This window comes from Burkholderia sp. R-40, from assembly GCF_049942845.1.
Classification (GTDB): Bacteria; Pseudomonadota; Gammaproteobacteria; order Burkholderiales; family Burkholderiaceae; genus Burkholderia; species Burkholderia ambifaria.
On the sequence record NZ_CP187969.1, the window covers coordinates 499,808 to 518,088 of the forward strand.

Here is an 18,281-nt window from a genome sequence, read left to right on the forward strand (position 1 = left end):
TGCACGGCCGAATGCAGTGCGTTGGAACTGGCTTTCCGAGCGGGCGCTGGATCCCGTGTGCCCGTCGATCGAACTGTCTGCGGGAAAGTCGCGCCGCAGCCGGAACGGCCGGGGCGCGATCGGCTCACTCTGCCAGCAATTCAGCGCTGCGACGCGACGAGATGCCGACCAGCTGGTCGGCAGGCTGCGGCCGTGCGAACAGGAAGCCCTGCCCCTGGTGGCAACCGATCTCCTGCAGGAAGGCCAGCTGCTTTGCCGTCTCGACGCCCTCCATCACGACATCGAGCCCCAGCGCGCGCCCCATTGCAACGATCGCGCGCACGATCGCGTCGTCCGTACTGCCCGAGCCGCAGTCCGTGAGGAACGACTGATCGATCTTCAGCGTATCGACGGGCAGATCCTTCAGATACACCAGCGACGAATAACCCGTACCGAAATCGTCGATCGCGAGGCTGATCCCCCGCGTCGCCAGTTCGCGCAGCAGGATGCCGATTTCCTCGCGGGTGTTCATCGCCATGCTTTCGAGCAACTCGAGCTGCAGGTATTCGGCCGGCAATGCGGTTTCGCTGAGAATGGTCGTCAGGTCGCTCAGGAAGTGGTCGGTAAAGCACTGCCGCGCCGACACGTTCACCGACACACGCCCGAATTCGAAGCCCTCGTCGAGCCAGCGGCGCGCCTGGCGGCAGGCTTCGTGCAGCACCCACCTGCCGATCGGGACGATCAGCGCCGATCGCTCCGCGAGCCCGATGAAGTCGCCCGGCGGCACCAAACCCCTGCTCGGATGCAACCAGCGCAGCAGCGCCTCCACGCCGACGATCCGGCCGCTGGCAAGATCGTATTGCGGCTGGTAGAACAGGCGGAATTCATTCTGCTCGAGCGCGCGGTGCAACTCGCCGAGCGTCTCCAGCTGCTCGATCGCCGACGACGTCATCTTGCTCTCGAAGAACTGGAACACGTTCCTGCCGCGGCTCTTCGCACCGTACATCGCCTGGTCCGCGAGCAGGATCAAGTCCTCCGCCTCGGTGCCGTCGTCCGGATAGATGCTGATGCCGATGCTCGGCGTCACGAAGATCTGGCGATCGCCGATATCGATCGCCCGTCCCACTTCGTCCAGCAGCTTGCGCGCGACTCGCCCGACGTCGCGGACATCGTCGACCTCCTCGAGCACGAGCGCGAATTCGTCACCGCCCATGCGCGCCACCGTGTCGTTCGCGCGCACGTTCGCGACGATGCGCTCCGCGACCATCTTCAGCACCTCGTCGCCGGCGTTGTGGCCGAGCGTATCGTTGACCAGCTTGAAGCGGTCGAGATCGAGGTACATCACCGCGACCTTGCGACCGAACCGCTTCGCATGAACGATCGCGTGCGTGAGCCGCTCCTCGAACAGCATCCGGTTCGCGAGATTGGTGAGCACGTCGTGCGTGGCGAGATAGCCCAGCCGCTCCTCCGCCTGGCGCCGCTGCGTGATGTCGGAAAAAATCGCCGCGTAGTGAGAGATCTCGCCTTCGCTGTCGCGAATGCTGGTGATCGTCAGGTATTCGAGAAACAGCTCGCCGGTCTTGCGGCGATTCCAGATTTCGCCTTGCCAGTGGCCATCGGTCGTGAGCGAATGCCACAGCTGCTTGTAGAAATCGGGCGTCTGGCGCCCGGAACTCAGCAGGCCCGGGTTGCGCCCGACCACTTCGTCCTCGGTGTACCCGGTCAACCGCGTAAAGGCCTGGTTGACACGCTCGATCTTCGCGTGCCGGTCGGTCACCATGATGCCTTCGAGCGCCGATTCGAACACCCGATCCGCCATGCGAAGGTTAAAGCGCGCGAGACCCAGTGCTTCGTCGCGCTCGCGCAACGCGCTGCGCAGCTCGTTCGCGTATTCGTGCTCGATGCTCTGCAGCACGTCCGCGAAACAGAGCAGCCCGGTCAGCCTGTCATCGTCGTCCTGGATGCCAACATGCCGCACATTGTGGTCGGTCATGAAACGCTGCGCCGCATACAGGCTCTGCCTTGCGGTCAGCATCTGCAGCGGCCTGCTCGCGTAGGCCCCGACCGCACCTTCGGCCCCGCCGTCTGCCAAGAGCCGGACGATGTCCCGCTCGGTCAGGATGCCGTGCTCGCCATCGTCGTAGCCGACGAGGATCGCATCGAGCCGTTGCGCACGCATCCGTGCGATGACTTCGTGCAGCGCGGTCTGCTCGGGCACCACAACAGGCGGATGAACGCGAATCGATTCGATGGGCTTCAGGTGCAGGAAAAATTCCGCCCCCTGGTTCACGACGATGTCGGTCTGCGTCAGCACGCCGATCGCGGCGCCGTCCCGGACCACCACGAAGTGCCGCACGCCCGACTGCTTGAACTTCATCGCGGCTTCACCCAGCGGCGTATTGGCCTCGAGCGTCAGCACCGGATGGCTCATCACCTCGCTGACCGGCCGATCGAGTTCGCGCGGATTGTCGCCGGCCGACAGTGCATCATGCTCGGTCCAGATCCCGACGACCTGTTCATCCTTCATCACGACGATCGAACTGCAACGTTCGGCGAACATGCGTCGCGCGACCTCCCGCACCGGCGTGGCGGGCGCGCAGGACAGAATCTGACGCGCAACGAGGCGCGCAATCGGAACATCATAACTGTTCGGATACATTCTCTAACCAATACGAAAAACCCTCGCCGGCGCACTTCGATCCGGCAATCTTCGGGCGCGCCTGCGGCGGCAGGCAGGATATGAGATCACCTGCCTCGAATGGTTGCGTACTCATCGAACTCGCAAACGAGGAATTGACCCATCGTCGGGGCGTCGCGGCGACGAGCGCGGCACTGTGGCCTCGAGACTGCGGTTGACGGCCCCCTTGTCCAGCCAATCCACGCGCCGGAACACCGCCCTCTCAGGGCCGGCCCCCTGGGTTAACGGCAGATTCGGACAAGAATTGAGTGCCATGGCGACATTCGCGCCAATGACTCTTGTTCGCCATGAACCGGTCCTCCGATGTTGAGCCGCCGCAGTCTCCGTTGATTTTGGGGCAGCGCTTGTTCTTCCGAAGACCAACAGCCGAATGACCAGGAGGATATCTCGACTGCCGACGCCCGCCCGCATCCAGATCCCGTAGCACGGATTTCGCATAGCGCATCCACGCCGCGCCGGCATCCATGAATTGCACGTTCCGCCCCGAACGGTCTAGCCGCTGAGTGCGCAGCGTGTCTTCCAGTTGACGTATCCGCTGCGACAGCGTGGGCTGCGAAACGTGCAGTGCCTCGGCGGCGTACGTGAAATTGCGGTGTTCCGGGACGGCCAGGACGTAACGGACATCACACAACAGCACGGCGAATTTCCTCGTGTCCGACAACAATTGGTCTTGCCTATGGTTAGCATCACAAACCCGTCTTGGACACTATGACGCAACAGGTCCATTCTCTGTTCAACGCATCGCACTGACCGACGCGGCGACGAACGCCAGACTGAATGGAGCTGACCATGCAAGAGATCATCGACGGTTTTCTGAAATTTCAACGGGACATCATGCCCGCTCGCAGGGAGTTGTTCCGCAAGCTGGCCACCAGCCAGACGCCGCGCACTCTGTTCATTTCCTGTTCCGATAGCCGCATGGTTCCCGAACTGGTCACTCAGCGCGAACCGGGCGATCTGTTCGTGATCCGCAACGCCGGCAACATCGTGCCTTCGTTCGGTCCCGAGCCGGGCGGTGTGTCGGCAACCGTCGAATATGCAGTCGCCGCGCTCGGCGTGACGGATGTGGTGATCTGCGGCCACTCGGACTGCGGCGCGATGACGGCCGTCGCAACGTGCAAGTGCCTCGACCATATGCCCGCCGTCGCGAACTGGCTGCGCTACGCCGACTCGGCGAAGCTCGTCAACGAGGCGCGTGAACATGCAGGCGAGCGCGAGCGCGTCGACTCGATGGTGCGCGAGAACGTCATCGCACAGCTCGACAACCTCAAGACCCATCCCTCCGTTGCACTGGGACTCGCGCAAGGCCGCCTCAATTTGCACGGATGGGTCTACGACATCGAATCCGGCTCGATCGACGCGCTCGACGCCGCGACTCGCCAGTTCATGCCGCTCGCCGCGCATCCCGATGTCACCGCGACGCCCGCCGAGTGCGTGGCTGCGCTCTGATTCCCGGCTCGTCACACCGACTGCCGATCTCACTAGGTTGATTTACTCAAGGAGCAACATCATGACCCAATCGCAAGTCACACCGAACGCGCGCGAAGCTCTGACGGAAACGATCGTCGACGCGAAGGTGCGCAAGAACCTTACGTTCGAAGCCATCAACGAAGGCACGGGCCTGAGCCTCGCATACACGACAGCCGCGCTGCTCGGTCAGCATGCGCTGCCGGAGAAGGCGGCGAAGCTCGTCGCGGAACGCCTCGGGCTCGACGACGACGCCGTGCGCCTGCTGCAAACCATTCCGGTGCGCGGCAGCATTCCGGGTGGCGTGCCGACCGATCCGACCGTCTACCGCTTCTACGAAATGGTGCAGGTGTACGGTTCGACGTTGAAGGCGCTGGTTCACGAGAAATTCGGCGACGGCATCATCAGCGCGATCAACTTCAAACTCGATATCCAGAAGGTTCCGGACCCGGAAGGCGGCGAGCGTGCCGTCATCACGCTCAACGGCAAGTATCTGCCAACCAAGCCGTTCTGAACCAATGATGCGAAGACGAAAATTCTTACTGAGCACCGGTGCCGCGCTTGCTTCGGGCGGCCTTGCGCTCTCGGGTTGCACGATGACGGGGCCGCGCTCCACGTCGAGCACCAACAACGCGCTGTACTCCACAAGGAGATCCGAAATGACTTCACCCGCAGCAATTCGCCCGCCGCTTCCCCCGTTCACGCTGGAGACGGCCATCGAGAAAGTCCGTCTCGCGGAAGATGGCTGGAATTCGCGCGACGCCGCCAAGGTCGCGCTCGCCTATTCGCTCGACACGAAATGGCGCAATCGCGCAGAGTTCGCGAACAATCGAGCGGAAGCGCAGGCGTTCCTCGAGCGCAAGTGGAAGAAGGAGCACGAGTATCGTCTGATCAAGGAACTGTGGGCGTTCGGCGGCAATCGCATTGCCGTACGCTACGCCTACGAATGGCACGACGACTCGGGCAACTGGTTCCGCTCCTATGGCAACGAGAACTGGGAGTTCGGCGAGGATGGCCTCATGCAACGCCGCTATGCGTGCATCAACGACATGCCGATCAAGGAATCCGAGCGCAAGTATCACTGGCCCCTGGGCCGTCGGCCGGACGATCATCCGGGGCTGAGCGAGTTGGGGCTTTGAAGCCCGGATCGCTACAGCCGCAGTGAGCGATCAGCGCCCAACGATCTGGTTGCGAAGAACGACGGATTGTTGGGCGTGTATTGAAGTTCACTGGTACTGCTAGTTTTGTCGGGCGGTGCGCGAATCTCGTCCGGTGATTCGGCTAGCAGAAATTATGAACCGCAACATCATTACAGTTAGTACTACCTAATTTATATCGAAACAAGGAAAGGGAAACATCATGAACAAGAGCATCCGTCACATTTCTTACGTCCTGTCGGCACTCACGCTGGCTGCTTCCACCACGACCGCGTTTGCAGCCTCTTCCGCAGAAGCGGCTGCACCGGGTTACCACTCCGCTGCACCGTTGATCCAGCGGAACGCGGCGCCGGAAGCCCAGCGCGCACTGACCCGCCGCGACGTGATCAACGAGCTGATCCAGGCCGAGCAGGACGGTACGCTGCAACGCCTGAACGATACGGTTTTCCACGGCTCGTGACGCCGGACCAAGCGGCTGCGACGAAGCGAGTCGTACACCGCCTCACAAAGTGCGAGTCGCCTCGATGCGTTTATGTCCGGCGGATCGTCAGTTGCAGCATCCAATGGTCAGCAAAAGCGGGCTTCCTGTCGATGATCTCGGCAAAACGCGCTGTTGCGGGCCAATCCCGTCGCGCGGCATCAGCTTCAAAGCAAGTTACTCAACTACGCAACGACGGCGATGTCGGGGGTGGTCACGTCGGCTTTCCAAACTGCTCAGTCAGCAGTTGTAAGAACGCCCTGCTTGCCGCAGTGCGATACGCACCCTTGCGCTCTAAGACGGCAGCCGTACGCGTTGGCAGAGGGGGATCGATCGGCACGGGATGTAGGCCCTCTTGCACGCGTGCGATGTGATCAGGGAGAACCGTCGCCAGCTGCCCGCGACGCACGATCTCGACGATTGCACCGACCGTATCCACTTCGATTGCGACAAGCGGTCGAATAGCGTGACGCGCAAAATGCTCATCGATGAACCGGCGCGTCGCGAATGTGTCGTTCAGCAAGACCAGCGGCTCCTTGCCAAAGTCAGGCCCCGCGAGTGCCTTGCGGCGTGCAGCACGCGGGTGGTTGCGGCCTACCACCAGGCTCAGCGTTTCCGCGAAGAGGGGTTGGCTTTCGATGTCGACTGAAAAGGCCGGATGGAATGCGACACCGATATCAAGCCTGTCGTCTGCAAGCTGCGCCTCCATCTGATCCTGTGTGAGTTCGCGGATATCGATCCTGATGCCAGGATGCAGCTGGTGGAAGCCATCGACGACCGGCCCGACCAAGGAAGCCGTAAAGGTCGGCGTTACTGCGAAACGCAGGCTGCCCCGACTCAATTCCGCCACGTCGTGTATCGCCCTCACCCCTGCGTCAAGGTCCTGTAGCGCGAGCTTGGCATAACGCATCCACGCTTCGCCCGCGTCGGTCAGGTGCACAGTTCTGCCGGAACGGTCGAACAGCAGTGTTCCCAGGGTGTCCTCGAGCTGCCGGATCTGCTGCGACAAGGTGGGCTGCGATACATGAAGCGCCTCGGCAGCGCGCGTGAAGTTCTTCTGTTCTGCTACTGCAAGGAAGTAACGGATATGACGTAGCAGCACGGGAATTCCCTCACCTATTGACTATCCCTATCGAATCTATCGCAAACCAGTCTTGGACGCTATTGAAATTGCATCCATCCTTCATCCATCGAATCAAGGCACGCATCCAAGCCGATCATGAGGGAGGTCGTCGATGGATTGCGGATACGCTGAACCGGGCCGTTAGTACGCTCGCGCTGAGGGAAATTATTTTGGTTCGTAGACTTTCCTAATGATCTTCGTTCGAGCGACCATCGTGTCCGCCTTTTCTGCTTGCCATCGACCTCCCGCTCTGTGTCGTGCGGTCGCGCGCACCTTCGACCGTTCGTTTGCTCGGCGGCGAAACGCCGGGCGATGTGTTGCCCGAGTCTTACAACAGTGTTGGTCAAAACCACAGTCGTATGCCTGCCCGTTATCGTAGGTGGGTGACCGTGTCCGGCGTTTCAGGAGGCTGCTCCACTTGGACCGAAGACCCGAAAGTTGGAGATGGCATCAATGGAGAACGGACCAGCTTTCAGCTGATTCCACTTCTTGCGAGTTTGCACCCACTGCGCGTGCTTAAATTGTGCAGCGTTTGCTGCATCGTGAAGCGCCGGATATCCAAAGTCGTCGGCATACTCGCGAAGGGCTGCCTGTCGCTCACGCCAATTGCCGGTACCTTGGTTAGCAAACGCGATATGTTCGAGGCACATGTGAAGGACCGTTGCCGCACAGCGTTCGCTCGATGAACGGTCTCTATATGACACAACACGATCAGCAAAGAGAACTGCTGCGTTGTTCTTTTCGATCGCTTCTGCGACGTCAATGTTGAAACCTGGAATGAAATGCGCACTCAAGGCGATGACTTCTTGCTGTTCCGTCGGCAGTGAGGAGTACCAGCCAAGGAAGTGGTCGAGCGGTGATTCAATATTTTCGTTTGACATAATTGAGTCGATCGGCACCAACTCTACCGACTCGGAAGTGGAGCGCGCCGCGCAAGCAACGCGCGACCCGTATTGCACGAGTTTGGGCGCACCAACCATAATGTCGCTGTGCGGCGTTATTTCGTTATCCTTCTGTTTTGCGATGTCTGCAAAAGCTACGCGCGACATTGAGCGGCTGTTGTGGAGACGTGCGAAAAGCCCCGTTGGCCCTTTTGGGTCCACCCTTGGATTCGAGTGAGAGAGCGAATGGGGTCTATGGATGCTCCGTCATACCAAACTTCGGGAGGCAGTCGTCGCAGAGACTACCTCACCGTTGCCTTCGTTTCCCCGCGTACTTCCAATCGAAGCGATACGACCAGCCCAGCTATTAGAGGCCGAGCTCCGACAAGCCGGGATGATCATCCGGCCGACGGCCCAGGGGCCAGTGATACTTGCGCTCGGATTCCTTGATCGGCATGTCGTTGATGCACGCATAGCGGCGCTGCATAAGGCCATCCTCGCCGAACTCCCAGTTCTCGTTGCCGTAGGAGCGGAACCAGTTGCCCGAGTCGTCGTGCCATTCGTAGGCGTAGCGTACGGCAATGCGATTGCCGCCGAACGCCCACAGTTCCTTGATCAGACGATACTCGTGCTCCTTCTTCCACTTGCGCTCGAGGAACGCCTGCGCTTCCGCTCGATTGTTCGCGAACTCTGCGCGATTGCGCCATTTCGTGTCGAGCGAATAGGCGAGCGCGACCTTGGCGGCGTCGCGCGAATTCCAGCCATCTTCCGCGAGACGGACTTTCTCGATGGCGGATTCGCGTGTGAAAGGAGGAAGCGGCGGACGGAGTTCAGTGTTGGTCGACATGGTGTTACCTCAGTGGCTGGTGGATGAAGACCCGATACCGGGCCGAAGGGTGGATAAGAGCAGTGCTGCGTGTTCTCGATCGCTTAGTCTGGCGATTAGCCCCGTGTGCAGGGCGGACTTCGCTCGCTTACACCGCGAAGGTGATGTAACCGCCCGAGTGCGTCATGATGTGCGCCCAACGCACGGCCGCGTACAGCCCCTCGGCGCATGCAAAGTCGCTGCCGTCAATCGCGACGACCCACTGGTCTTCTTTGAGGCGAAGCGCGAGTCGTTGGTTGTCGACCAGGTCGCTGTACCAGCGCCATGTGGCCGGATTCGACTTATCGGCCTGCAGAGCCTGATGAAGGGCAGTGACTTCGCAATCTGAGGGGCACATGACAGTCTCCTTGACGTACCGACCTTGAATGATTGAGACAGGTCTGTCTCAATATTGGTGTAGACAGGTCTGTCTGTCAAGAAATTTCTGTGCCTCTCGGCGCCTGTGCAGAGACAGGTCTGTCTGCCATAATGGAGGCATGATTTGGCAAAAAAGGGGCCGAAATGTCACAACCCTCAGCACGCGACCGGATATTGGAAACCGCGGCGCGCCTGTTCTATCAGGACGGGTTCCGTGCCACGGGCATCGACAAGATCATCGCCGAGTCAGGCGTCGCAAAAATGTCGCTTTACCGGCACTTCGCCTCCAAGAGCGAACTTATTGCAGCGTTCCTGGACCGTCGTCATGAGTTCTGGATGCGCTGGTTTGTCGACGAGGTGGAGGCTCGTTTTGCTCAGCGTGCCGAGTTGTCCGTCGTCGCGGAAGCCCTAGGTGAATGGTTCGCGCAGGAAGACTTCCGTGGTTGCGCCTTTATCAATGTGGTCGCCGAAGCTGGATCGACGGGAGACCCAGGGCACCTTCAGCAGGCCGTATCCCATAAGCACGCGCTTGAGCAGTACATTTCTGAACTCGCTGGCCGCCTCGGGCTCCAGTCGCCTGCTACCGTCGCCGCAGATGCGATGATCTGCGTGGAAGGCATGATTGTGCGCTATCAGGTGACACATGATTCGACAGTGGTGGATTCGGGCAAGCGTGTACTGGCGAGAATCGAAGAAGGCGCGTCGACAAGGCGAAGGTCTAAAGCTGCCTGACGGGGCCATTTCTGCGTGGACGTCAATACCCGTGTCGAGTTTCATGAACGCATAGGCCTCTCATCCAAGTAACAGCTCTTCCAGTTGTACAGAGGCACCCCGTCGTCGTCCAGCGTTCGCGCCACCGCCTGTCCACTTGCTTCCCGTGTGCACAATTCGGACGCCAATGAAGCAGGTCGGCCGACCCTCTCCATCGGCGTGCGCCGGCGCTTCCCTGCCGGCATCCCGGTCGCCGTGCAGGCACGATCCCGAAGCGCCGCTCAATCAGCAGTGGCTGTCTTACAGTCGCTGGGCGTCCCTATCATCTGTCACGAAATTCCGGCAATTTGCGATCAGTGAGTCCCGACTCACTTACTGCTCATCCAATATTCCGCCCATTCGATTTCAAGGGAATCGCGTCAGAGCGGAGCTCTCCGGCAACCATCGAATGTACGCCGGCTGTAATTCTCGGCATGCTGTCGATGGGGCTGACGCTCGAAACACTGGCTCGTTTAAGGCTGAGTTAAATCTCAGCGCCTCATTATTTTCCGCGCAAGTGCAGAGGCGCCGCAAATGAGCGCAATCCCTCTGCCATGGCGTCACACCAGAAGGCGGCTATCTACTTACGGTTACGCTCTTCGCCAGAAGAACAATCCCGCCTCCATATACAGGCTCAATTTCAACGAACACTTTCTCGCCGCGCTTGATCGCAGCGACCTCGCGCTCAACTACCGGTAGCCAGATTGCCTCATTCATCTGGTCACGGGGCACCCCTGACAGCAGAAGCGCTAGCGAGGTCCGGTAATCATTCGGATCACTCATTAAATCCCATAGGAGAACCCTGTCAACGATGCTTTTATCGCGGAACTTTTCGGCGACAAAACGCTCCACTCCTTTCGCAACTAGGGTGAAACGCTGCTTGGCTTGTCCGCGAAAAGAAATGCTGACACCATTATCGTCCTCGGTCAGAACGATCCCAGTGACATGCGCTTCTACGAAATCAGAGAAATCAATCACTGATGAACTCCCGTTTGTCATGGCCTGCGGGGCCATGGAGAATAGGGGCGCCCAGATCGACCCGCTGGATAGCCTGCAGCACGGCCGGCAGGAGCTACACGAGTTCGAGACAGGACGCCGGGCCCGGCCCTTGCCCGTCACTCGCAGGCTCCACGCGTCGTCCAGTGCGCCGTCGAGTGAGGTGCGCGCGAGCGGGCCGGCGGTCGCCGCGGCGAGTTCGGCACGGCGCAGCCGGATCGCGTAGGCGAATAGCAGCAGGTCTGTCTCGATGTCCTCCCGCCTTCGAACACAGTGCGCGCGTACCCGCCGAGAGGTCGCCAGATAGGTCTAGACGTACAGTGCGACGAGCTCGCGTCAGCCGTAGAACGCGTCTGGAGCCACCGTGGGCGCGGAACGCCTCGAGCGTCGGCACGTCCTGGTATTGGGTTGCCGCTTACGTAGGCGTCCAGGCAATTCTAACGATCACGATCCCCCGGAAGAATCGCCGCCATTCCTTTTCCCCAAAAATAGCCAGCCCACAAGCAAACTGGAAATAAAATGTATAGAAAAATTGCGGACCAATAAATTACAGATAAAATACCGTGTTCTGGTATAACTGCCACCGAGAAAATAACATCTATCAACCAAAATGGAACACCAAATCCTAAAACACCTCGCCGATAGATAGCTTTCCCGCTTGGTTGATTTCGCGACTCTCTCAAATAGAGAATAGTCCAATACGTGAAAGGAATCCATGATATTGCGGCCAATATCAAAAAAAATGATTTCATTAAATCCTCTGGCGAATTAGTGAAGATAGAAGCAAATGGCGCCACCGATTACCCCTACAACGGCTCCCGCCGCTCCTCCTAACATTGAGCCAGCCATGGCACCGGTAGCGGCCGCGTCCCCAATGGCAACGGCAGAAACGACCGAACCCGCCTCCAAAGCTCGGCACCCGGGCCCCAATCGTCACCAGGAAACTTGATCTCCACAAGGCGCAACAGATTATCAACGTGAGGGCCGCCTTCGCGGTCGATGACACCACGGCCGGGCCACCGATCCATCGGACGCTCTACCACAACGACGTCGGGTCGACGCAGAGCGCCAGGTCTCCGGCCGGGCAGGAACGGGTTTGTACTGTGACGCCTGCCGCCGGGATCGGACCGCTGCGATCCGGCCGCCGGTGTCGCGTTTCGACCCACCTGTCGCCCCGCTCCCCATGCGGAAGCGGCGGACCCAAGCCCGCCGCTTCGCCGTTCGCATTCGAACCCGTTCGAATGCCGCCCGCAGCCCTACTTCAGCCGCGTCGCGATTTCGTTGGCCATCGCCTTCATCGCCGCCTTGGTCGGCGCATCCTCGGCCAGTGCGTTCAGCAAACCGAAATCGTGAATCGTGCCGTCATATCGCGTGGTCGTCGCATCGACGCCGGCTGCGTCGAGCTTGCGGCCGTACGCTTCGCCTTCGTCGCGCAGTACGTCGAACTGCGCGACCTGGATCAGCGCGGGCGGCAATCCCTTCAACTGCGTGGTGCTCGCACGCAGCGGCGACGCGTAGATCTCGTTGCGTTGCGCTTCGTTCTTCGTATAGGCGTCCCAGAACCACTTCATCATCGGCCGGGTCAGGAAGTGCCCCTGCTGATACGCGTTGTACGAACCGGTATTGAAGTCGTGGTCCGTCACGGGCCACAACAGACCCTGGAAGCGGATCGCCGGGCCGCCCTTGTCCTTCGCCATCAGCGCCACGACAGCCGCCATGTTCCCGCCTACGCTATTGCCGACCACCGCGAGGCGGCTGCCGTCGACACCGATTTCCGCGCCGTGCGCGGCGACCCACTTCGTCGCCGCATACGCCTGGTTGATCGCGACCGGGTAATGCGCTTCCGGCGACGGCGTGTAGTTCACGAACACCGCGACGGCGCCCGATTGCACCACCAGATCGCGCACCAGGCGCTCATGCGTCGGGAAGTCGCCGAGAATCCAGCCGCCCCCGTGGAAAAACATGAACACCGGCGGCGTGCCCGCCACGCCCTGCGGGCGCACGATCGTGATCGGCACCGACAGGCCGTCCTGCTCGATCGTGCGGTTCGATACGTCGATGCCGGACAGATCGACCTTCGCGCCGCGCTGGGCATCGACCAGCACCTGACGCGCCTTCGCGGGACTCAGCGTTTCGAGGCCCGGCCCCTTCTGGCCGTTCAGCACGGCGAGGAACCCGCTGGTCGCCGTATCGGGGCGGACGCCGTCGGTGCCGGCGGCAAAGGCGGCGGGGGCGGTGAACACCGCGGCCGCAACGGCAGCGGCGATCAGCAGCGGCTTGACGATCTTCATGATGAGACTCCTTGGTTCAACCGGTGAATGCAATGAATGGCGATGGATTCGTTCGCAGTACGTGCGATCAGACGAGCGTCAGCGTGACGTCGATGTTGCCGCGCGTCGCGTTCGAGTACGGGCAGACGATGTGCGCGCGATCGATCAGCGTTTGCGCGGTTTCACGGTCGAGGCCCGGCAGCGAGATCTTCAGTTCGACTTCGATGCCGAAGCCATTCGGGATCGCGCCGATGCCGACGCTGCCTTCGATCGCGGCATCCGCGGGGATCGCGATCTTGTCACGGGCCGCGACGAACTTCATCGCACCGATGAAGCACGCGCTGTAGCCGGCCGCGAAAAGTTGTTCGGGGTTCGCACCGGCGCCGCCCGCGCCGCCGAGTTCGCGCGGCGTGGTCAACTTCAGGTCGAGACCGCTTTCGGGCACCGTGGCACGGCCGTCACGGCCGCCGGTGGCTTTTGCATGAGCGCGGTACAGAACTTTTTCGATCGACATGACAGACTCCTTTTCAATGATGAGTGAGTGAAACAGCCTTCCAACCCGGGATCGCGCGCCGACGGCTTGGCCGCCGGCATCGCGCTTGTTTATCTACCCATAGATAGACAGATATCCCCAAAAAATGCGGATGATCGAATTCATTCGCTCGCCTATCTATCTACTACAAGATAGATACCAAACCCCAACAAAAGGCGGCGAACCGCCTGTCTACCCGCCCCGTCCGTCAGGACCGGGCTTTCCAGACGCCCTCGACATCCTCGAGACGCGCCCGCGTATGAAACAGCCGGCTGGCCAGCACGCTGCCCTGAAACGCCGCGTACAACGTGCGCGCCGCCGTTTCCGGCTTGCCGCTGAACTGCAGCGTGCGTTCCTTCGCGCCCTGCGCCAGCAACTCGGCGAGCCACTTCTCGTTGGCCTTGAAGAAGGCCTGAACCGCCTGCCGCACGCTCTCCGGCAACGATTCGATGTCCGCCGCGAGCATGCCGCACAGACAGATCTGATTGCCATCGCCGAGCGTTCTGCCGAACAGCTTCGTGTAGAGGCTGAGCTTGACGTCGGCCGGCAACGCCGGATCGATCGCGCGCATCGCCGCAAGCACTTCGTCGCTGTACGCCGCCACCGCTTCCAGCACGAGATCGTCTTTCGACGGGAAGTAGTAGTGGATGCTCGACGTCTTCACGCCGACCAGATCGGACAGGTCTCGATAGCTGAAGCCGTTGTAGCCGCGCAGCATCATCAGCGTGATCGCGTGGTCGAGAATCTGTTCGCGGACGGTCGATTTCGTTTCCATGGATCGAACTTTATCTACTCGTAGATAGATAGTCAAGATCTTTTTTATTGGGTGCGATGAAAGGTGACCTCCCCCAAAAGTCGGACACTGATCCAGCCTTTGGGGTGTTTTTCATGGCGAAGTACGAGGAGCGGTTTCGACTGCAGGTAGTTCAGGAATATCTGGGAGGAGAGGCGAGCCCACGCATGCTCGCAGCTCGTCACGGGGTTGGACGCACGGTCATCCGGCGCTGGGTGGCAAGCTACCGGGAGCACGACGTGGCCGGGCTGAAAAGGAAAGTCGCTCAGTACGACGCCCCATTCGAGCTATCGGTGCTACAGCGCATCCAGCAGCAGGGCGACGTCAGCACCCCGCGATCGGCTTAGATATCGACGTCAGCCGGGCTTCGATTTCTGGCATGAGCGGATAATCAGCTGGGTCGCGGTCATACTCCCGTTGAAGCGTGGCGAACGCGACGTCGAAATGTTGCTGCCATGCATTCAAGTACGCCGAATCCGGAAGGTCCAGATTGCGCCGAATCCCATTCGCGAGGTCGCACGCGAGCAAACCGAAATGTACGACGCGTTGCAGCTCAAGCTTCCAGACGTCAAATGGCGCCAACCGTACTTCCTGCTTGTCGAGCCAATCCGGCATCACGCTGGCGAGATCGCGGGCCATGAACGTACGGAGGGTCAACCCCGTGCGATAGGACGCGAGCTTTCCAGCGTCGAAGTGACCGCCGATCGACCCTGTGTCGGCCAGCCCGAGATGGGTTCGATACGCGATCGTCAACGGACCCGCGTGACTCGCGGCGCTGAACAGCTTCTGCGCATCGCACAACCGGTCGATCCAGGGCCGGGGCAGTCGCAACTGGTCGGCGTTCCAGGCCAGTTGCTGGACCGCCCGCTGACCTTCAACCAACCGATCGGTGGGGTCCATCACGCGCTCCCAGTACCGGCCGCGCACATCGCCCTGCTTCTCGCGAGCCCGAAGGATCACCTCCTGATCCGCCGAACAGAGCACCGCCATCGCGAGGCCCTCGATCGCCTGACGTGCGATGTTGCCCCAGGCCGCGGCCTTGCCGGCCAGCAGCAGCTTGGTCGACACCACGATGTCGTCGAACACGCCATGCACGAAGCCGTTCACCAGATCGGTACGCGGCTCGGGGCGCGCGGCGGCTGCCAGGCGGAGCGAGCGAACCTGCCCTCACGCACCACGCACAAGTGTGGTTGCAAATCCGGGGCGGACCATAGATTTGCTTCGCTCTACGCGTCCGCTGCCGGCCGTATCGAATGCTCAAAGGAGGATTGGCCGTGGCATCGCCCGGCGGCTTGGTTCACACCGCCGGGCAGCCCGGCCATCGCGGCGTACTCTCCTTTATAGAAGGCCGCCGTCAGGCCGTCAGGGCGTGCCTGCCTGGTAACACGATTGCGAGCCGCTCGTCTGATAGATGAGCCGGTAGCCGCTCGTTGCCGTTGCGTTCGCGTGCTTCGAGGCCAACGTGAGCAAGCCCTTGTGGGCCGGCGACAGCGGCCGGATCACATAATCGGCGAGATTCGGATCGGTCAGTACCGCATCCGCGCCGATGATGCGCCGCACATGCGACAGGTGCTCGGCATACCAGCCGAGGAACGGCCGATAAGCGGGACCGGCATAGTGACTGTCAATGATCATCCACGGATCGTGACCCGGCTGGCCGAGATTGGCCGCGCTGTCGCCCGGGCCGAGCAGCGCGAGAAAGTCGCCGCCGAGGCGCGAGTCCGGCCGGCCGATGCGGCTCAGGTCGTACTTCGCGCGATCCGGACCCGCCTGAAGGTCGCTGAAACGCTTGCCGGTCCAAGTGATCACATGCGCGAGCTTGAAGTCCGCAGCGAAAGCGCCCGTGCCTACGATCTTTTTCTGCGTGATGTACAGCAGGTCGCCCGGCAACAGGTATTGCTCCGTCGACGAAAGATTGCCGCGATTGATGTCGAGCAGGACGCCGGTCAGCAGATCCGTGCCCGAGGACGTCGTGCTGCACGCCTGCACGCCGATGGCGCCCGACAGCTGATTGGTCGCAAGCCCCGCAAAGTTGTAGACCCAGGACGTGAAATTCGAGCAGTCCGCGCCGTTCCACATCAGCGCCGAGGTGATGACGGGCGGTGTTTGCTTCGAATCCGTCTGCACGCTTTGCGAGCCGTCGGCGCCGCGCTGCGCGGTGCAGGTCAGTTTCGGGGCGTTCGGATCGACTGGGCCGCCGTCCGTCGGGGCGGGCGGCGATTCGCGGTAGTTGGTTTTCCCGGTGTTCTCCGGCGGCGTCCAACCGGGAATGTGATGGTGGCAGTAGTTCAGGTTCTGATCGACCCAGTAGTTCTCGATTGCCATCACCAGTTCGCGCCGGAACGTGTCTTGATCGTGGCACGTCGATGGCGCGGAGATCGTGCCATAGATCGCCGCGTGCGGTCCCCACGTGCTGGTGGTCGGATATGTCGACCAGTTGGCGGCCGTCATGCCCGGTAAGAGCGACGCTTGCACACTGTTCTTGCGTCCCTCGAAAAGCGACCGGTTCTGCTCGAGCAGCGCAACGCGGTCTCCACATGCATTGGCCTCCGCGCTGGCCGTCTGGGGACCGGCCGCCTGTGTCGTGCCGAGCATAGCGAGCGCGGTGACGCCCGAGCGGTTCAGCGGATTCGTCGAGAAGCCGAGCGCGCCGGCGCTAACATCGCACGTGTCGTCGGCGGGCGCCGAGACCGTGCCGTCGGCTGTCACGTCGCCAGCGCCCGAGTGACACGCGGCTAGCGTATCGCCTTTCGCCGATTGCGCGACGATGTTCTGCACGCTCGTTGCCACGCTCGCGCCGTTGTCGGTGCGGCTCTGCGATTCGGCACCCAGCGCGAACGCCATGCGGTTGCCGTCAGCAATGGTATTCAGGGTCGCGCCGACGGCGACGAAGGCGGGCACCGTCTGCTGAGGATCGACTCCGCCAAGGAACGCCGATACGCGCGTAGACGCGGCCGCGACGTTCGACGCGGTCAGGGCGCCCGCCGCCAGCGCGTCGGCGACGATTGCGCTCGAGTAGGGCGAAAGGACCATCGTCGACGGTGCGCTGAGATACACCGCCGACAGCGAGGTTTCGCCGGGCGCGCTAGTGGCGCCGGTGGCTTCCTCTGTGTAGCTGCCGCCGGTCGATTTTACGAGCAGCGGCCAACGCAGCGTGCCCGGCAGCACGAAGTGGCCGTCGGCATCGGTGACCGTAGTGGCGAGCGGCGTGGCCGCGATGTGTCCATCGGCGTCCACGGCATACGCCGCGACTTGCGCGCCGGAGACGGCGCCGAGATACACGTTGCCGTTGATCGGAGGTTGCTGATCGACCGCGCCGCCGCACCCGGCAACCGCGACACACAGCGCGGCGAGGACGGCGGAGTTCGCGATGCTCGTAGTCAATGCGTCTGGAACGCGCGGAAAGTGCATGGCTGTCTCCGGGTTGGAGGAATCTTTAGGAATGTTAACGGCACATTACGAGACGGCTTGAGCGAATCGAGACTCCCCCGATATCCCGCGGCCGGCACCAGTCCGTTATTGAACTGATGCGGCTGTATCCAGTTGTACCGGTGCATCAGGTAGTGGCTAATATCCCGGTGTGCTTCCTGCGCCGACATATACCCCCCTGACGGCAGCCATTCCGTCTTGAAGCTGCGGAACAATCTTTCCATCGGCAGTTGTCCCAACAATTTCCTCGACGGCTCATGCTCTGCTGTATCCGAGAGCGCCAGAGGCGCTGACGGAATTTGCGGCTTGCATATTGACCGCCTTGATCCGAGCGAAACAGCAAGCCTTCCGGTCGACCACGTTGCTCATAGGACATCTCCAACGCCTGCACGAGGACAATCAGAAAGGCAATGATGCCGCTGACGATGAACGTTGAAATCGCGGCGCGGCCGCGGCGGCACGGGCCTGTTCGGTTGGGTCAAGGC

17 protein-coding genes and 3 pseudogenes are annotated in these 18,281 nt (G+C 61.3%); 6 read left to right on the forward strand and 14 right to left on the reverse strand.

The window, feature by feature from the left end; all coding sequences use genetic code 11:
* Positions 1–124: 124 nt before the first annotated feature.
* Positions 125–2,638 (reverse strand): EAL domain-containing protein, encoded by a 2,514-nt coding sequence (locus ACP26O_RS31020; RefSeq protein ID WP_175664519.1) that lies wholly within the window; start codon positions 2,636–2,638, stop codon positions 125–127.
* Positions 2,639–3,074: 436 nt separating this feature from the next.
* Positions 3,075–3,314, reverse strand: a pseudogene (locus ACP26O_RS31025) (LysR family transcriptional regulator); the annotation flags it as partial.
* Between the two features lie 152 nt (positions 3,315–3,466).
* Between ACP26O_RS31025 and ACP26O_RS31030 the strand changes: the two are divergent.
* From ACP26O_RS31030 to ACP26O_RS31045, 4 genes are all read left to right on the forward strand, one after another.
* The gene (locus ACP26O_RS31030; protein ID WP_175664518.1) at positions 3,467–4,126 is read left to right on the forward strand and encodes a carbonic anhydrase; all 660 of its coding nucleotides are present in this window, start codon (positions 3,467–3,469) and stop codon (positions 4,124–4,126) included.
* Between the two features lie 61 nt (positions 4,127–4,187).
* Positions 4,188–4,658, forward strand: a complete 471-nt coding sequence (gene cynS / locus ACP26O_RS31035) for a cyanase (RefSeq protein ID WP_011660834.1) — start codon at positions 4,188–4,190, stop codon at positions 4,656–4,658.
* 145 nt (positions 4,659–4,803) lie between these two features.
* Positions 4,804–5,283 carry a DUF1348 family protein gene (locus ACP26O_RS31040; protein ID WP_010808884.1) on the forward strand — a complete coding sequence of 160 codons (480 nt, stop codon included), beginning with the start codon at positions 4,804–4,806 and terminating at the stop codon, positions 5,281–5,283.
* A 220-nt stretch (positions 5,284–5,503) separates the two neighbouring features.
* Complete coding sequence (locus ACP26O_RS31045) at positions 5,504–5,761, forward strand: DUF4148 domain-containing protein (RefSeq protein ID WP_011660836.1); 258 nt, start codon at positions 5,504–5,506, stop codon at positions 5,759–5,761.
* Between the two features lie 232 nt (positions 5,762–5,993).
* On the opposite strand, the gene cynR is transcribed toward ACP26O_RS31045, so the two are convergent.
* The 4 genes from cynR to ACP26O_RS31065 form a co-directional block, all read right to left on the reverse strand.
* Positions 5,994–6,881 carry a transcriptional regulator CynR gene (gene cynR / locus ACP26O_RS31050; RefSeq protein ID WP_012372076.1) on the reverse strand — a complete coding sequence of 296 codons (888 nt, stop codon included), beginning with the start codon at positions 6,879–6,881 and terminating at the stop codon, positions 5,994–5,996.
* 422 nt (positions 6,882–7,303) lie between these two features.
* A complete protein-coding gene (locus tag ACP26O_RS31055; RefSeq protein WP_175664517.1) occupies positions 7,304–7,951 on the reverse strand; it encodes a hypothetical protein in 648 nt (215 codons plus the stop codon).
* Positions 7,952–8,150: 199 nt separating this feature from the next.
* On the reverse strand, positions 8,151–8,630 hold the full coding sequence (locus tag ACP26O_RS31060) for a DUF1348 family protein (protein WP_012372078.1): 480 nt from the start codon (positions 8,628–8,630) through the stop codon (positions 8,151–8,153).
* 127 nt (positions 8,631–8,757) lie between these two features.
* Positions 8,758–9,006: a hypothetical protein gene (locus ACP26O_RS31065; protein WP_011660840.1), complete on the reverse strand. Its 249-nt coding sequence runs from the start codon at positions 9,004–9,006 to the stop codon at positions 8,758–8,760.
* A gap of 164 nt (positions 9,007–9,170) precedes the next feature.
* On the opposite strand from ACP26O_RS31065, the gene ACP26O_RS31070 reads away from it, so the two are divergent.
* Positions 9,171–9,758, forward strand: a complete 588-nt coding sequence (locus ACP26O_RS31070; protein ID WP_011660841.1) for a TetR/AcrR family transcriptional regulator — start codon at positions 9,171–9,173, stop codon at positions 9,756–9,758.
* 594 nt (positions 9,759–10,352) lie between these two features.
* Here ACP26O_RS31070 and ACP26O_RS31075 read toward each other — a convergent pair.
* The 5 genes from ACP26O_RS31075 to ACP26O_RS31095 all read right to left on the reverse strand — a co-directional run bounded on the left by ACP26O_RS31075 (position 10,353) and on the right by ACP26O_RS31095 (position 14,349).
* On the reverse strand, positions 10,353–10,754 hold the full coding sequence (locus ACP26O_RS31075; protein WP_175664516.1) for a hypothetical protein: 402 nt from the start codon (positions 10,752–10,754) through the stop codon (positions 10,353–10,355).
* A gap of 455 nt (positions 10,755–11,209) precedes the next feature.
* Positions 11,210–11,569, reverse strand: a complete 360-nt coding sequence (locus ACP26O_RS31080; RefSeq protein WP_175664515.1) for a hypothetical protein — start codon at positions 11,567–11,569, stop codon at positions 11,210–11,212.
* Between the two features lie 459 nt (positions 11,570–12,028).
* A complete protein-coding gene (locus ACP26O_RS31085) occupies positions 12,029–13,063 on the reverse strand; it encodes an alpha/beta hydrolase (RefSeq protein ID WP_175664514.1) in 1,035 nt (344 codons plus the stop codon).
* Between the two features lie 67 nt (positions 13,064–13,130).
* Complete coding sequence (locus ACP26O_RS31090; RefSeq protein ID WP_011880657.1) at positions 13,131–13,556, reverse strand: organic hydroperoxide resistance protein; 426 nt, start codon at positions 13,554–13,556, stop codon at positions 13,131–13,133.
* 226 nt (positions 13,557–13,782) lie between these two features.
* Entirely contained in the window at positions 13,783–14,349 is a 567-nt protein-coding gene (locus ACP26O_RS31095) for a TetR/AcrR family transcriptional regulator (protein WP_175664513.1), read from the reverse strand.
* A gap of 113 nt (positions 14,350–14,462) precedes the next feature.
* Here ACP26O_RS31095 and ACP26O_RS31100 point away from each other — a divergent pair.
* Positions 14,463–14,675 (forward strand): annotated as a pseudogene (locus tag ACP26O_RS31100) (transposase); the annotation flags it as partial.
* Positions 14,676–14,691: 16 nt separating this feature from the next.
* Here ACP26O_RS31100 and ACP26O_RS31105 read toward each other — a convergent pair.
* From ACP26O_RS31105 to ACP26O_RS31115, 3 genes and pseudogenes are all read right to left on the reverse strand, one after another.
* Complete coding sequence (locus ACP26O_RS31105; protein ID WP_175664511.1) at positions 14,692–15,474, reverse strand: hypothetical protein; 783 nt, start codon at positions 15,472–15,474, stop codon at positions 14,692–14,694.
* Positions 15,475–15,729: 255 nt separating this feature from the next.
* The gene (locus tag ACP26O_RS31110) at positions 15,730–17,778 is read right to left on the reverse strand and encodes a hypothetical protein (RefSeq protein ID WP_244097623.1); all 2,049 of its coding nucleotides are present in this window, start codon (positions 17,776–17,778) and stop codon (positions 15,730–15,732) included.
* A gap of 89 nt (positions 17,779–17,867) precedes the next feature.
* Positions 17,868–18,187, reverse strand: a pseudogene (locus tag ACP26O_RS31115) (integrase core domain-containing protein); the annotation flags it as partial.
* Between the last annotated feature and the right edge of the window lie 94 nt (positions 18,188–18,281).